19 protein-coding genes are annotated in these 13,077 nt (G+C 68.4%); 8 read left to right on the plus strand and 11 right to left on the minus strand.

Going from position 1 to position 13,077, the window contains the following annotated elements; translation table 11 throughout:
* The first annotated feature begins 34 nt into the window (after positions 1–34).
* Positions 35–658, plus strand: a complete 624-nt coding sequence (locus ABZ345_RS31990) for a dioxygenase (RefSeq protein WP_359856912.1) — start codon at positions 35–37, stop codon at positions 656–658.
* Here ABZ345_RS31990 and ABZ345_RS31995 read toward each other — a convergent pair whose 3' ends face one another.
* Both ABZ345_RS31995 and ABZ345_RS32000 read right to left on the minus strand, forming a co-directional pair.
* Positions 659–1,471 carry a class I SAM-dependent methyltransferase gene (locus ABZ345_RS31995; protein WP_359856914.1) on the minus strand — a complete coding sequence of 271 codons (813 nt, stop codon included), beginning with the start codon at positions 1,469–1,471 and terminating at the stop codon, positions 659–661.
* Between the two features lie 4 nt (positions 1,472–1,475).
* Positions 1,476–2,045: a carboxymuconolactone decarboxylase family protein gene (locus ABZ345_RS32000; RefSeq protein ID WP_359856917.1), complete on the minus strand. Its 570-nt coding sequence runs from the start codon at positions 2,043–2,045 to the stop codon at positions 1,476–1,478.
* 82 nt (positions 2,046–2,127) lie between these two features.
* On the opposite strand from ABZ345_RS32000, the gene ABZ345_RS32005 reads away from it, so the two are divergent.
* A complete protein-coding gene (locus tag ABZ345_RS32005) occupies positions 2,128–2,307 on the plus strand; it encodes a hypothetical protein (protein WP_359856920.1) in 180 nt (59 codons plus the stop codon).
* Here the strand turns inward: ABZ345_RS32005 and ABZ345_RS32010 are convergent.
* The 5 genes from ABZ345_RS32010 to ABZ345_RS32030 all read right to left on the minus strand — a co-directional run bounded on the left by ABZ345_RS32010 (position 2,304) and on the right by ABZ345_RS32030 (position 6,243).
* On the minus strand, positions 2,304–2,822 hold the full coding sequence (locus tag ABZ345_RS32010; RefSeq protein WP_359856921.1) for a Scr1 family TA system antitoxin-like transcriptional regulator: 519 nt from the start codon (positions 2,820–2,822) through the stop codon (positions 2,304–2,306). The genes ABZ345_RS32005 and ABZ345_RS32010 overlap by 4 nt on opposite strands.
* 90 nt (positions 2,823–2,912) lie before the next feature.
* Complete coding sequence (locus tag ABZ345_RS32015) at positions 2,913–3,035, minus strand: hypothetical protein (RefSeq protein WP_359856924.1); 123 nt, start codon at positions 3,033–3,035, stop codon at positions 2,913–2,915.
* A gap of 54 nt (positions 3,036–3,089) precedes the next feature.
* On the minus strand, positions 3,090–4,097 hold the full coding sequence (locus ABZ345_RS32020) for a serpin family protein (RefSeq protein WP_359856927.1): 1,008 nt from the start codon (positions 4,095–4,097) through the stop codon (positions 3,090–3,092).
* A 242-nt stretch (positions 4,098–4,339) separates the two neighbouring features.
* Positions 4,340–5,578, minus strand: a complete 1,239-nt coding sequence (locus ABZ345_RS32025; RefSeq protein WP_359856930.1) for a deoxyguanosinetriphosphate triphosphohydrolase — start codon at positions 5,576–5,578, stop codon at positions 4,340–4,342.
* Entirely contained in the window at positions 5,578–6,243 is a 666-nt protein-coding gene (locus ABZ345_RS32030) for a YdcF family protein (protein ID WP_359856933.1), read from the minus strand. Before ABZ345_RS32030 ends, ABZ345_RS32025 begins: the two co-directional genes overlap by 1 nt.
* Positions 6,244–6,355: 112 nt before the next feature.
* Here ABZ345_RS32030 and ABZ345_RS32035 point away from each other — a divergent pair, with 112 nt between their 5' ends.
* Positions 6,356–7,087, plus strand: a complete 732-nt coding sequence (locus ABZ345_RS32035) for a peptidase E (RefSeq protein WP_359856935.1) — start codon at positions 6,356–6,358, stop codon at positions 7,085–7,087.
* Between the two features lie 286 nt (positions 7,088–7,373).
* A complete protein-coding gene (locus tag ABZ345_RS32040; protein ID WP_359856937.1) occupies positions 7,374–8,039 on the plus strand; it encodes a serine hydrolase in 666 nt (221 codons plus the stop codon).
* Here ABZ345_RS32040 and ABZ345_RS32045 read toward each other — a convergent pair.
* The 3 genes from ABZ345_RS32045 to ABZ345_RS32055 all read right to left on the minus strand — a co-directional run bounded on the left by ABZ345_RS32045 (position 8,036) and on the right by ABZ345_RS32055 (position 10,881).
* Positions 8,036–8,878, minus strand: a complete 843-nt coding sequence (locus tag ABZ345_RS32045; RefSeq protein ID WP_359856939.1) for a hypothetical protein — start codon at positions 8,876–8,878, stop codon at positions 8,036–8,038. The genes ABZ345_RS32040 and ABZ345_RS32045 overlap by 4 nt on opposite strands.
* Positions 8,879–8,948: 70 nt before the next feature.
* The gene (locus tag ABZ345_RS32050) at positions 8,949–9,401 is read right to left on the minus strand and encodes a hypothetical protein (protein ID WP_359856942.1); all 453 of its coding nucleotides are present in this window, start codon (positions 9,399–9,401) and stop codon (positions 8,949–8,951) included.
* Between the two features lie 94 nt (positions 9,402–9,495).
* The gene (locus ABZ345_RS32055) at positions 9,496–10,881 is read right to left on the minus strand and encodes a glycine--tRNA ligase (RefSeq protein WP_359857101.1); all 1,386 of its coding nucleotides are present in this window, start codon (positions 10,879–10,881) and stop codon (positions 9,496–9,498) included.
* Between the two features lie 93 nt (positions 10,882–10,974).
* On the opposite strand from ABZ345_RS32055, the gene ABZ345_RS32060 reads away from it, so the two are divergent.
* Positions 10,975–11,652: a hypothetical protein gene (locus ABZ345_RS32060; RefSeq protein WP_359856945.1), complete on the plus strand. Its 678-nt coding sequence runs from the start codon at positions 10,975–10,977 to the stop codon at positions 11,650–11,652.
* On the opposite strand, the gene ABZ345_RS32065 is transcribed toward ABZ345_RS32060, so the two are convergent.
* Positions 11,639–12,070, minus strand: a complete 432-nt coding sequence (locus ABZ345_RS32065; RefSeq protein WP_359856948.1) for an antibiotic biosynthesis monooxygenase — start codon at positions 12,068–12,070, stop codon at positions 11,639–11,641. The two genes, ABZ345_RS32060 and ABZ345_RS32065, sit on opposite strands and share 14 nt — an antisense overlap.
* On the opposite strand from ABZ345_RS32065, the gene ABZ345_RS32070 reads away from it, so the two are divergent.
* The 3 genes from ABZ345_RS32070 to ABZ345_RS32080 are packed head-to-tail and all read left to right on the plus strand — an operon-like array spanning position 12,031 to position 13,069.
* On the plus strand, positions 12,031–12,309 hold the full coding sequence (locus ABZ345_RS32070; RefSeq protein ID WP_359856950.1) for a hypothetical protein: 279 nt from the start codon (positions 12,031–12,033) through the stop codon (positions 12,307–12,309). The two genes, ABZ345_RS32065 and ABZ345_RS32070, sit on opposite strands and share 40 nt — an antisense overlap.
* A gap of 11 nt (positions 12,310–12,320) precedes the next feature.
* The gene (locus ABZ345_RS32075) at positions 12,321–12,671 is read left to right on the plus strand and encodes a metalloregulator ArsR/SmtB family transcription factor (RefSeq protein ID WP_359856952.1); all 351 of its coding nucleotides are present in this window, start codon (positions 12,321–12,323) and stop codon (positions 12,669–12,671) included.
* A complete protein-coding gene (locus tag ABZ345_RS32080) occupies positions 12,668–13,069 on the plus strand; it encodes a Fur family transcriptional regulator (protein ID WP_045310969.1) in 402 nt (133 codons plus the stop codon). The genes ABZ345_RS32075 and ABZ345_RS32080 overlap by 4 nt, the downstream gene beginning before the upstream one ends.
* The last annotated feature ends 8 nt before the right edge of the window (positions 13,070–13,077 follow it).

Raw genomic sequence — 13,077 nt, forward strand, 5'->3', positions numbered from 1 at the left:
CCCTGCCGCGGGTTGCAACCAACGGAGTCCGATCATGCCCGAACAAGACAAACCCACCCGCCGGACGTTCATGGCGACAGGTGCGGCGGCGGCGATCGCGCTGACCGCGGCCGGTACCACGACCGCCCGCAGCGCCCCTCTTCCCCTCACGCCGACCTGCGTCGATGACGACGACACCCCGTCGAACATCGAAGGTCCCTACTTCAAGCGCAACTCCCCGGAACGCACGAACCTGCGCACCACCGGTGTCACCGGGGTCGTGCTCAGCCTGACCGGGTTCGTCTACACGATGAAGTGCGCCCCCATTCAGCACGCACTGCTGGACTTCTGGCAGGCAGATGACAAGGGCGTGTACGACAACACGACGTTCAAGATGCGCGGGCACCAGTTCACCGGCGCGTCGGGTGCGTACGTGCTGGAAACCGTCATTCCCAAGGACTATCCGGGTCGCACGCCGCACATCCACGTCAAGGTGCAGGCGGCGAACGGCCCGATCCTCACCACGCAGCTGTTCTTCCCGGACAACCTCAAGGCGTACGGGATGAACGTGGCCGCGCTGAACCGGCGCGACCGCTACCTCGACCGCGAGTGCGAGGTCGCGCTCGGCCCGCTCGTCGGCAACCGCTACACCGCCAAGTTCGACTTCGTCATCGAGTAGTCACCACCGGAGCCTGAGCACCTTCCCGACGTCGCGGAGCTTCGGGATCGCGCTCACGACCTTCATCTGGATCCTGCCGGACCTGGGCAACGCGCCCAGGTGCGGCAGGTCCACGCTGCGCCAGGCGTCCACTGTGGTCAGTCCGGGCCGCAGTGCCTCGATCTCGCGCGGGTCGTCGACGCCCCAGTGCAGCGTCGCACCGGCGTTGCGCACGGCCGGAACGAGCTTCTGCAGCTTGATCCCCCACGAGCCGTAGACGTCGAACAGCAGCTCACCGCTGGCGAACCTGGTGGTGATCCTGCTGATCAACGCGTGGCCTTCTTCTCGCGTCAGGTACATCGAGAGGCCTTCGAACACGGCCACCGCAGGCCGGTCGGCCGGGATCTGATCGAGCCACGCGTCCTCGGTGACCGACGACGCCACGAGCTGGTAGTCGCCGGTCGGTTCGGGCAACAGCTTGTGCCGCAACGCGACGACGTCCGGCATGTCGACGTCGACCCAGCGCACGGTGTCCGGCCGTTCGACACGATGCGCGCGGGTGTCGAGCCCACACGCGAGGTGCAGCACCGTGCACGTCGGGCTGCGCTCGATGAACTCACGGGTCCAGTCGTCGAGAACCCTTGCGCGGATGGCGACACCGACCGCGCTCGTCAGGTTCATCCCGGTCTTGGCGAAGTCGTAGTCGATGCGGTCGACGGCACGCTTCGCCTCGTCGTCGTGCAGCACGGAGACGGGCTGCTCGCTGTCCACCGCGCGGCCGTACAGAGTGGCGAGCATGGTCTCCTGGGCACCCGTCAGGGTGATCTTCTCCACCTCTCTAGTGTGCCGGGATCCGGCAGGCGTCGCCGCTGGTGAATCCCTGGTCCTTGATGCCGAACGCGCTGTTGAACCTGGCCCGCTGGTTCTCCAGCGAGATCTGGTAGGTCAGCGCGACGAGCTCCTTGCGCCCCAGCAGCTTTTCCAGCTCCGCGACCTGCTCGTCGGTGACGCTGACGGGCGTGTCCGTGATCGCGTCGGCGTACGCGAGCGCCTTGCGTTCAATGTCGGTGAACAGCGGTGAGGTGGCATACGAGCCGATGTGCTTCAACCGTTCGATGTCCAGGCCCTCGTGCTTCATCAGCATCGCGCCGAAGTCGACGCACCACGAGCAGCCGAGCTTGACCGCCGTCCGGTAGACGCAGAGCTCGAACAACGGCCCGTGTCCAGAAATTTTCACGGCCTTCTTGACCGCCAGCTCGTGCCGGCCGCTCGCGATCAGCAGCTTCGGGTGGTGCGCCAGGACCGTGGCCGGCTCCGGCACCGCCCCGAACTCGCGCCGAGCGAACCAGTAGACGGCCTTGGTGAGCAGGCCAGCGTGCTTCTTGGTGACTCCCTGGATCCTCGTCATGCCCACTGGACGGGGCAGCGCGCCAGAACGTGACACCTTTGGGTGACTGGGTTGCGGGGCGGGCAGCTCATAGGGTCCTCGCATGAGCAACGACTTCGTGCTGGACATGGACCACGAGTCGGCCGGTCTGCTGGCGGGAACGCTGCTGGCGGGCGACTCGTGTGCGGTGCCGGTGCGTCACCAGAACGTCCGGCTGCTGCTGTGCGCGCTGCCCGGCGAGGACGGCATGCGGCTCTTCCTGCGCCGCAACAACCCGAGTTAGCGGTCGTACACGGCCACGTAGTCCATCAACAGATCGCGCGAACGCTCGTTGTCGAGAGCGACGGCGTGCATGCGCTGAAAGACCAGCACGGCCCGTTCGACGGTGGCCGCGTCGCTGGCGAGCACCCAGTTCGCGAGGTAGACCAGCGGCGGCTCGTGTTCGTACTGGATCAGCGCGTAGTCCAGCCCGACCGCCGCGGCCCCGCCCGCGCTGGCCGGCACGACCCTGATCGACGGCGCGTGGAACAGCAGGTGCAGCACCTGGTCCTCCATCAGCCGGTTGTTCCCGACGACGGTGCGCAGCGCGTACTCGTGGATGAAGAACACACACCGCGGCAGCACGCCGTCGCGTTGCAGCTCCGGGGCCGGGCTGAGGCCCAGCGCGGCGGCCAGCGCCTTCGCGTAGCTCTCGGTCCTCAGGAGGACGGGAACGGTGACGCCGCTGAAGCAGGTGATTTGCGTGGCGCCGGCCGCGGCGAGCACGACGAGCTGCTCGCCGGCACCGTGCTGGGTCATGACTGGAACGGTAAAGGCGTGATCATGATCTCGCCGTGCGAAACGCTCGCCCATCAGGGCGAATGGTCCGAGAAAATGATCACGGTTGGGCTACCTGGACCACCATCCGGTCGCGGCGGCACCCTCCAGGCCGTGCTCGTCGACTCTCAGCACGGCCTTCACCCCCACCCGCTCCAGCTCCTCGCTCAGTTCGAAGTTCACTCGAACGTCCACTTTGGGCAGTGTCAGGGCGAAGTCGGCCTGATCAGTCAAAAATCCCCCAGGCGTCTACGGACGGGCGACCTGCGCGAGGAAGTAGATCGCACCGGAGCGAGCATGCCGGACCGCGAGCAGGAACGGCCGGTCGACCTGCACCACGATCGGCTCCGTCGGGATCTCGATCGACACGGTGCGGAACGTGACGGCGGTCGCCGCCGCGCCCTCCAGACCTTCTTCGTCGACTCGCAGCACGGCCTCGTGCAGCACGTCGTCGACGAACAGCCTCTCGTCCGGCGAGAGACCGCTGAAGTCGGCGTTCCTCGCGAACATGCGCCGGACCCCGAGGCGCTCCAACACGTTCTTGAGCTGGAACTTCTCGCGAACGTCCACTTTGGGCAGTGAGAGCTCGAGGTTGACCCGGTTGCCCGCCTCGAAGAGCGACGGGGACAGCGGCTGCTCCAGTGACGTGTCCGGCAGCAGGATCACGGCCTCGACGCCGGACGCCGCGGGGAGCACGACCGTCTGCCAGCCGTCGTGGCGGGCGTAGCGGAACTTCTCGGTGACCTTCATCGTCGGCACGTCCACATCACCGCCCGGCGCGTGGAACGGCTTCTGCGCGGTCTCCCAGGCGGAGAACGGGTTCAGCCAGCCGACCTTGAGGTACAGGGCGTTGACGATGATCGCCGCGGCGTCCGGGGGCGGCGGGCTCGTCAGCAGTTCGGGGATCAGGCCGCGGGTGGTCTCGGCGACGTCGGTGTTGACGAGCTTGCGGACCGTCATCGGGTCGCTGAACGCCGTGCGCCGCACCGACTTCGTGAGCGAGAAGTCCGGGTTCAGCGTGAGGTAGTCGTCCGCCCACAGCGTGTTGGCCACGGCCAACTCGGGGACGTCGAGGGCGTCGGAGGGGTCGAAGCCGGCGAGCAGCTGGTCGAGCTCGGCACGGGTCTCGCCACGCGCGGCCTCGCGGGCCAACGCGAGCGCACTGGCCACCGAGAACGGCGACCAGCACGCGTTGGAGGACGGATCAGGTACGGCGACGCGGTGCGTGGTCAGAGCGAAGTCGGCCTGATCGGTCACGTACGGCTCCCTAATGGCGTGGATCTGGCAGTGACATCACTATCGGATCTTCCGGGATGGGCCGCTCCCCCGCTCCTCCCATCGGCCCGAGTGGTTTCGGGTGGCGAGGTTCGCGCACACCGGCCGAACCGTCGTCCCCCTCGTCATCCGCCGAAAAGCCCGCTTCGACAGCTTCCCGGCTCGGTCTCCGCCACGGCCACGGTCGGCCCGGCGGTCTGGACTCGTCCGCCATGCCTTCGAAGCTACGCCGATGCGCGGTGCCAGGCCACGGCCTGCGCGTCGGTGAGCAGCGCGACCTGGTCGATGACGACGCGAAGTCGTGCCGCATAAGAAGAAGCGGCCGCGAACACCGGGCGGAACGCGGGGTCGAGCAGCGCCGGGCGCTCCATCAACCGGGTGACGAGGTCCGTGACGAGCTCGCGCTGTCTGGCCTGCATGACCAGGCGGGCCGGGTCGCTCATCACGTACCGGACGGCCATCGCCTTGAGCAGAGCCACTTCCGCGGCGACCTGGCGTGGAATCTCCAGCGACGCGTTGTACCTCGTGAGCGCGCCGTCGCCGTGGACCTCGCGGGTCGCGGTCACGGCCGCACTCGCGAATCTGCCGACCAGTTCGCTGGTGAGGTTCTTCAACGCCACCTGCGCGCCGAGCGAACCGTCGTACTCGTGCTCGGTCCAGAAGCCGATCACGGGCAGCTCGAGCAGTTGCTCGGCGGTGGCTTCGAGCGCGGCCACGGACTCGTCGGAGAACGTCTTGGCGGCGAGCGACGCGATGGCGTGGCGTTCGTCGGCACGGGCCAGCGCGCCGAGGCTGATGCGGTGGGCCAGGACGCCGTCCTCGACGTCGTGCACCGAGTACGCCACGTCGTCGGACCAGTCCATCACCTGTGCCTCGATGCACCGCTCACGGTCCGGTGCGCCCGCACGCATCCACTCGAACACCTCGAGGTCGTCGTCGTACACGCCGAACTTCACGACGCCCGGCGTGCGCGTCCACGGGTACTTGGTCGACGCGTCGAGCACCGCACGCGTGAGGTTCAGGCCGTGCGCGGACTTGGGTTCTAGTCGGGCGAGGATGCGGAACGTCTGCGCGTTGCCCTCGAAACCACCGCACGGTCCGGCGAGCTCGTTGAGCGCCCTCTCGCCGTTGTGCCCGAACGGCGGGTGGCCGATGTCGTGCGCGAGGCCGGCGGTGTCGACGATGTCCGGGTCGCAGCCCAGTTCCTCACCGATGCCGCGGCCGATCTGCGCGACCTCCAGCGAGTGCGTGAGACGCGTGCGCGGGACACCGGTGACCTCGGAGCCCTCACCGGGCCCGACGACCTGGGTCTTGCCGGCGAGCCGCCGCAACGCCGCGGAGTGCAGCACGCGGGCGCGGTCGCGGGAGTACGGCGTGCGGGTGTCGGTGCGGGCGCCCGGCAGCGCGGCGCTCTTCGGTTCTTCGGCGAGCAGGCGCTCCGCGTCGTGGCCGGTGTATCCCATCAGCCGATTTTAGGGAGCTTGAGCTCGTCGAACACGCCGGCGTGCGCCTTCATCAGGCGGTAGTAGAGCAACGCTCCGGTCTCGCGCTTGATGTAGAACCACTGGGTCTCGCGGGTCTGCACGTTCGGGCCGACGCGCGTCGGTGACGTCCACGTGTGCAGACCGGCGTCCTCCGCCATCGTGCGAGCGCGCAGCGAGTGCCATGGGTCGCTGACGATCACAGCGGTCTTCAGGCCGCGTTCCTTGGCGACCGAGGCCACGGCCCGCAACGAGCCGAGCGTGTCCGCGCCCTCGCCGACCTGCAGCACGTGGTCCTCCGGGACCCCGCGCTTGATCAGCCACAGCTTGCCGACCTGGCCCTCGGTGAAGTTGTCGCCGGGCTGGCGGCCGCCGGTCGTCGCGATGTACCCGACGACGCCCTCCTTGTAGAGGCCGAGCGCGTGTTCGAGCCGGGCTTCGAGCACGTCGGAAGGGACGCCGTTGTACTGCGCGGCGCCGAGGACGATCGCCATGTCGGCCTTCGTCCAGTCGTCGACACGCGCGACCTGCCACACGCGAAACGCCGTCCCGCCCACCACCAGGATGCCCACGATGAGCGCGCCGAAGAGAAGGCGCAGCACGACGCGGCGGATCCTGGCCAGAGGTTTGAGGGGTGGGGTGCGCACCCCATGCATGCTTCCAGAACCGGGCGGGCCCTGTGCGACGGCCCTGTATGACGGCGCTGTATGACGGCGCTGTGCCCGGCCCCGCGTTGACGCCCCTGCGAGGATCATGGTCATGCCTGCTGAGCAGCCCACGATCCTCGCCACCTCGGGAGGCCTGCGCGCAGGCCACCGGACCTTCGTCGAATTCGGCAAGCTGATCCACTTCGCGCTCGACCTGTCCGGAGTCGAGGGGCGCGCGCCGCGGCTCTGCTACGTCGGCACCGCCGGGGGCGACCAGCGGCACATGAACGCGAACATCGTCGAGGCGGGCAGCGTCGCGGGCGTCGACGTCTCGGTCCTGAACCTGTTCACGATGCCGCCGACCGACGACGTGGAGAGCTTCGTGCTGTCCCACGACGTCGTGTGGGTGGGCGGCGGCTCGGTCGCGAACCTGCTCGCGGTGTGGGAGGTCCACGGCCTCGGCGCGATCTTCCGCAAGGCGTGGGAGGCGGGCGTGGTGCTCAGCGGCGTCTCGGCGGGCTCGATCTGCTGGCACGCGGGCGGCGCGACGGACTCGTTCGGCCCGGACCTCCGGATCGTCACGAACGGCCTCGGTTTCCTGCCCTACGGCAACGGCGTCCACTACGACTCCGAGGAGCAGCGCCGGCCCAAAATCCACGAGGCGGTGGCCGCGGGCGTGCTGCCGACGACCTACTGCACCGACGACGGCGTCGGCCTGCTGTACCGGGGCACCGAGCTCGTCGAAGCGGTGTCGGAACGTCCTGGTTCCGGCGCATATGTGGTGGTCAGGGAAGAGTCTTCAGCAACCGCTCAGGAGGAAAAGCTCGACACCAGGCTCCTGTGACACGGAACTTGGAGGGGTGCGCTCGGTACTGATCTTCCTTCTCGCGGCGGCCGTTTTCGTGATCCCGGACGCCTCTCCGTGCCACGCGCACGCCCGTTCGTCGGCCCAGTCGTTGGCTGATATATCGCGCGGTCCCGACATACTGGATACCGATGGCGGTACACCGGATACAGGATCCAGCACATCGGATACGGCCTCCGATGGCGATGGCGATATATCGCATACCAGTCCTGATATATCGGATACGGCCAGCTCGTCGCCAATATCCAATATATCGGCGACTGATATGTTGGATATCGCCGCAGCGGGCGGCAAGTCCGACGTCGGCGTCACCGTCATGGACCTCAAGACAGGCCAGACGATCTCCCAGGACGGCGACAAGCAGTTCTACTCGGCGTCGCTGTCGAAGCTGATCCTGGCCGTCGACGCGTTGCAACAGCCGCTCTCGGCCGACGACGAAGACCTCATCCACCGTGCGTTGAGCGCGAGCGACGACGAGGCCATGGACGTGCTGTGGGAGAGGTTCGACGGCATGGACGCCATCGGCCGAGTAGCCGCTGAAGCAGGTCTCACCGGCACCCACGCCCCGGATGACCCGTCGCAGTGGGGCGAGGTCGTCATCACCGCGAACGACATGGTGCGGCTCTACCACTACATCCTCGGCTCGCCGGTCCGCGACACCATCGTCGGCGCGCTGTCGTCCGCGACGGCCACCGCGGCCGACGGCTTCGACCAGGAGTTCGGCCTGCTCGGCGTCACCGGCGCCTACGCCAAGCAGGGCTGGATGTTCTACCTGCCCAGCGACGTCTACCTGCACAGCGCGGGCGTCCTCGACGACCGCTACGCCGTCGCCGTCCTCACGACGAGCCCGACCGGCAGCTGGACCACCGCCCGCACGGCGGTCAACGCGGTCTCCAAGGCTCTGCTGGTGAAGCTCGGCGTCAACGGCTAGCGCGCCAGCCGTTCCCGCCACTGCCGGTCCAACTCGCCGATGAACTCCCGCAGCACGAGGAGCGCGATCACCAGAAGCACGACCGCCGCGAAGGCCAGCCCGGCCAACAGCATCCCCGCAGCACCGCCCAGAGAGACGAACTTGGCCACCGCGTACGAGCAGGCGCCGAGAACGCCGAAGTACGCGCCGATGTTGTACCGGCGCGCCGAGTAGACGTCCCGCACCCGCACGAGCCGAGTCCCGAGCAGCACCGGCATGAGCGTCACCGGCAGACCGAACACCGGGAGCACCTCCTTGTACCCGGACGTCGTGAACACCACCGCCACCACGCAGACCGACAACGCGATGCCCACCGCGACGAGCACGGTGCCGAGCACCCTGATCCGTTGCGCCTGCGCGCCGGCGTCGGAGTCCGGCACGATCGGACCGGAAGCGGCGACGACGGCCAGGTGCACGGCGCGGGTTGCCCGCGACGTGAGCACCAGTGCCACGGCCACCGGCGCCACGAGCGCCAGCACCACACCTACCGTGGACAACCCCCAGGGCTCGATGCCGAAGACGGACAAGTAGAGCGGGAAGAACAGCGTCAGCCCGACCCCTTCGAGCACGACGAACACGTGCCGCAGCCGGGCCGCCGACTCCGCGTCGGTGATCCGCGTGGCCACCACGCCGCCTGCCACCGGGCACAGGCAGATCAGCCCGCTGGTCACCGCCGCGGCCACCAGCGCCGGCCAGGTCCTCACCTCCGCCAGCGCCGCGACGACCACGACCCAGGCCACGAGCCCCACACCTGCCGCGGCCGACTTCAGGCCGCGGCTTCTGATCTGCTCCCCCGTCACGCCTTCTACACGCCGGAGCGACCCAAGATGTTGCCTTCGATCAGGAACGGGATCCCGGCGGCCGGCGCCGTCAGAACGGCAGGTCCGGGGAACCGACGCCCCACGACTTGACGCTCTGCTCCACCTGGACTGCGGCGAGCAAGGCCATCGCCGCCGACGCCAGCACCGCCGCGGTGAAGGCGACCGAGCTCAGGCTGGTCAGCAGACCGCGCACCTCGGGATACTCCGTGTACAGCGTGTGCAGGGAGGTGGTGCTCGCGGCAACGGAGACGACCACCCCCACCCGCAGCGGCATGGTCTTGGTGAGCGCCTCGGTCACCGTCGTCATGACCAGGCCCGTACCGGCGGCGCCGAACACCGCCAGGACGCCGACCGCCGCGATGCCGGGGCGAACGGTGCTGTACAGCGGCAAGGTCATCGCCGCGACGAACGCGGTGAGCGCCAGCCCCGGCGTGGCCGCGACGAGCACGACGCCGAGTTGCCTGATCTCCTGCGGGCTCTTGTTCGTTCCCCATGCGCGCATGAGGACATCACGCTTCAACGCGGTGATCTGTTGCCTTCCGGCGGAAAAGCTTCGGGCCCGGTGGCAGACACCACCGGGCCCGGAGAACTGCTTCTCAGCAGCCGACCAGGCGAGCGGCCAGGTACGACTCGAGCTGGTCCATCGCCACCCGCTCCTGCGACATCGTGTCCCGCTCCCGCACCGTCACCGCGAGGTCGGTCAGCGTGTCGAAGTCGACCGTCACGCAGAACGGCGTGCCGATCTCGTCCTGACGGCGGTAGCGGCGCCCGATCGCACCGGCGTCGTCGAAGTCGACGTTCCAGTTGCGGCGCAGCGCGGTCGCCAGGTCGCGGGCCTTCGGCGAGAGGTCGGCGTTGCGCGACAACGGCAGCACGGCGACCTTCACCGGCGCGAGACGGCGGTCGAGCTTCAGGACCACCCGCTTGTCCACGCCGCCCTTGGCATTCGGCGCCTCGTCCTCGGTGAACGCCTCCAGCAGGAACGCCATCATCGGACGACCCACGCCGGCGGCTGGCTCGATCACGAACGGCTTGTAGCGCGAGTTCGTGGCCTGGTCGAAGTACGACAGGTCGACGCCCGACTGGTTCGAGTGCGTCGTGAGGTCGAAGTCGGTGCGGTTCGCGATGCCCTCGAGCTCGCCCCACTCCTGGCCGCCGAACTGGAAGCGGTACTCGATGTCGACGGTGCGCTTCGAGTAGTGGGAGAGCTTCTCCTTCGGGTGCTCGTAGTGCCGGAGGTTCTCCTTCGACACACCGAGGTCCGTGTACCAGCGGGTGCGCTCGTCGATCCAGTACTGGTGCCACTCTTCGTCCGTGCCCGGCTCGACGAAGAACTCCATCTCCATCTGCTCGAACTCGCGGGTGCGGAAGATGAAGTTGCCCGGCGTGATCTCGTTGCGGAACGACTTGCCGATCTGGCCGATGCCGAACGGCGGCTTCTTGCGGGAGGTCGTCTGCACGTTCAGGAAGTTCGTGAAGATGCCCTGCGCGGTCTCGGGGCGCAGGTAGTGCAGGCCCTCCTCGGTCTCGACCGGACCGAGGTGCGTCTTGAGCAGGCCGTTGAACATCTTCGGCTCGGTGTACTGGCCGCGCACACCGCAGTTGGGGCACGGCACGTCCGACACGTCGCCCTCGGCGACCTCCTTGCCGGTGCGCTCGGCGTACTCCTCGGACAGCGTGTCCGCGCGGAACCGCTTGTGGCACGACTCGCACTCGACCAGCGGGTCGACGAACGCCTCGACGTGACCGGAGGCGACCCACACGTCACGGGGCAGGATGACCGACGAGTCCAGGCCCACGACGTCCTCGCGGCCGCGGACCATGAAGTTCCACCACTGGCGCTTGATGTTGTCCTTGAGCTCGACGCCCAGGGGTCCGTAGTCCCACGCCGAGCGGGTACCGCCGTAGATCTCCCCGCACGGGTAGACGAACCCTCTGCGCTTGCAGAGGCTGACAACGGTCTCGATGCGATCGGCGGCCAACGGGAACTCCATCGGGGGAATGAGAATCGGGGCCTCAAGCCTAGCCCGTCACGTCACGCCCCGAACGGGCGACCGGAGCCTTACGCTGCAGGAATGGAAGACCGGCTGCGTGAGCTGTGGGACTTCGCCGACCTGGACGGCACCGAGGCGAGGTTCCGCGCGTCACTCGACAACCAGGAGACCGACGACCAGCGCGCGGAGGTGCTGACCCAGCTCGCCCGGATCGAGGGCCTGCGGGACGACTTCGCCGCTGGTCATGCCCTCGTCGACGAGGCCGACGTGCTGGCGGACGCCGACGGCACGGGCCGGGTGCGCGGCCTGCTCGAACGCGGCAGGCTCTTCCGCTCCGGTGGCGAGCCGGAGAAGGCCCAGCCGCTGTTCGTGGCGTCGTTCGTGCTCGCGAAGAAGCGCGGTGACCTGTGGCTCGCCGCCGACGCCGCGCACATGGTCGCGCTGGTCGACGACCCGGAGAAGTGGACGCAGGTCGGCCTCGACCTCATCGCGGAGCACCCGGAACTGGAGCACTGGCTCGGGCCGCTCTACAACAACCTCGGCTGGCACCACTTCGAGAACGAGCGGTTCGACGAGGCACTCGCGGCGTTCGAGCAGACGCCCGCTCCCTACGCGGCCTACGGCAAGGCCAAGACGCTCGCCCTTCTCGGACGTCCCGAGGAAGCCGCGCAGGCCGCGCGGCAGGCACTCGAGCTGCTGCCGGAAGGCTCCGACGAGGAGTTCCTCGCCGAGATGCACAAGATCGCTAGCGAGGCTTAGCCGGACCGCCGGCCTCGCCGAGCCGCACCGTGAAGGCGTCCTCGGCGAGCAGGCTCGTGTGCCTCTCGACGGCGCCGTCCGCGCTGGTCAGCGCCGGCTCGTACATCGCGGGCTCGTCGGTCAGCGCCTCGGACAGCAACGGGATCACGTGTTCGCGCACGGGGAACGGCGACATCGCGCGCCGATAAGCCACCACGGACTCGAACTCGACCGTCAGCACCCACCGGTCGTCCTCGTCGGTGGACCGCGCCAGCGTGCCTTTGTGACACCCCGGCTGTGCCGTCAGGAGCTTCAAAGCCTGTTCGACGCGCGAGGTAAACGTCTCAGGGTCGGATACGCGAAAACGGCACACGAGCAGCACGGTGCAAGGATGACACGGTGACCTCCAAGCGCCCTCTGCTGCCCGGCGACGGCCCACTAGCGCGCGTACGCCCCGTGGTGGCGTTCCTGCTCGTGCTCGGGCTGTTCATCACCGGCGTCCTCGTCGGCGGCACGCTGGGTGCGGCGCTGTTAGGGGTGCTGATCATCGGCGCCGGAGTGCTGCTGGCGGCCACCTGGAGGGTTCTTTCCCCAGCTCAACGCACATTGCGCGTGGTGGTCCTGCTGGTACTGGTCGTCATCACCGTAGAATTGGTTGTGAAAATCCCTACCAGGTGAGGTGCGCCGCCATGACGGTCCAGCTGCACGGCGAGCACTCCCCCGAACGCCACGCCCCCGCACCCGCGCCACCTCGCGCCGCCCACACCCTGGCCGAGGCCGGCGACCTGCTGCGCGCACTGGCGGCCCCGGTCCGCATCGCCATCGTCCTGCAGCTGCGCGAGCACGACCGCTGCGTGCACGAGCTGGTCGAGGCACTGGGAGTCGCCCAGCCGCTGATCAGCCAGCACCTGCGAGTGCTCAAGTCGGCAGGCGTGGTGCACGGCGAACGACACGGCCGCGAGGTCGTGTACCGACTGGTGGACGAACACCTGGCGCACATCGTGGTGGACGCTGTGACGCACGTCGAGGAGAAGTTGTGACCGGACTGAGGTCCACGAAGCAGCGCACGGCCGTCTCGAACCTGCTCGACCAGCTCGACGACTTCCGCAGCGCCCAGGAACTGCACGAGGAACTGCGCCGCCGCGGCGAGGGCATCGGCCTGACCACGGTCTACCGCACCCTGCAGTCCCTGGCCGACGCGGGCCAGGTAGACGTCCTGCGCACCGACTCGGGCGAAGCCATCTACCGCCGTTGCTCGGCCCACCACCACCATCACCTCGTGTGCCGCCACTGCGGCCGCACGGTGGAGGTGGAGGGCCCGGCCGTCGAGAAGTGGGCCGATCGCGTGGCAGCCGAGAACGGCTTCTCCGAGGTCTCGCACACCGTCGAGATCTTCGGCACCTGCGCGGAGTGCACGGCCAAGCTCAAGCAGGCTTAGGCTCAGCC

It is taken from the genome of Lentzea sp. NPDC005914 (genome assembly GCF_040629405.1).
Classification (GTDB): domain Bacteria; phylum Actinomycetota; class Actinomycetes; order Mycobacteriales; family Pseudonocardiaceae; genus Lentzea.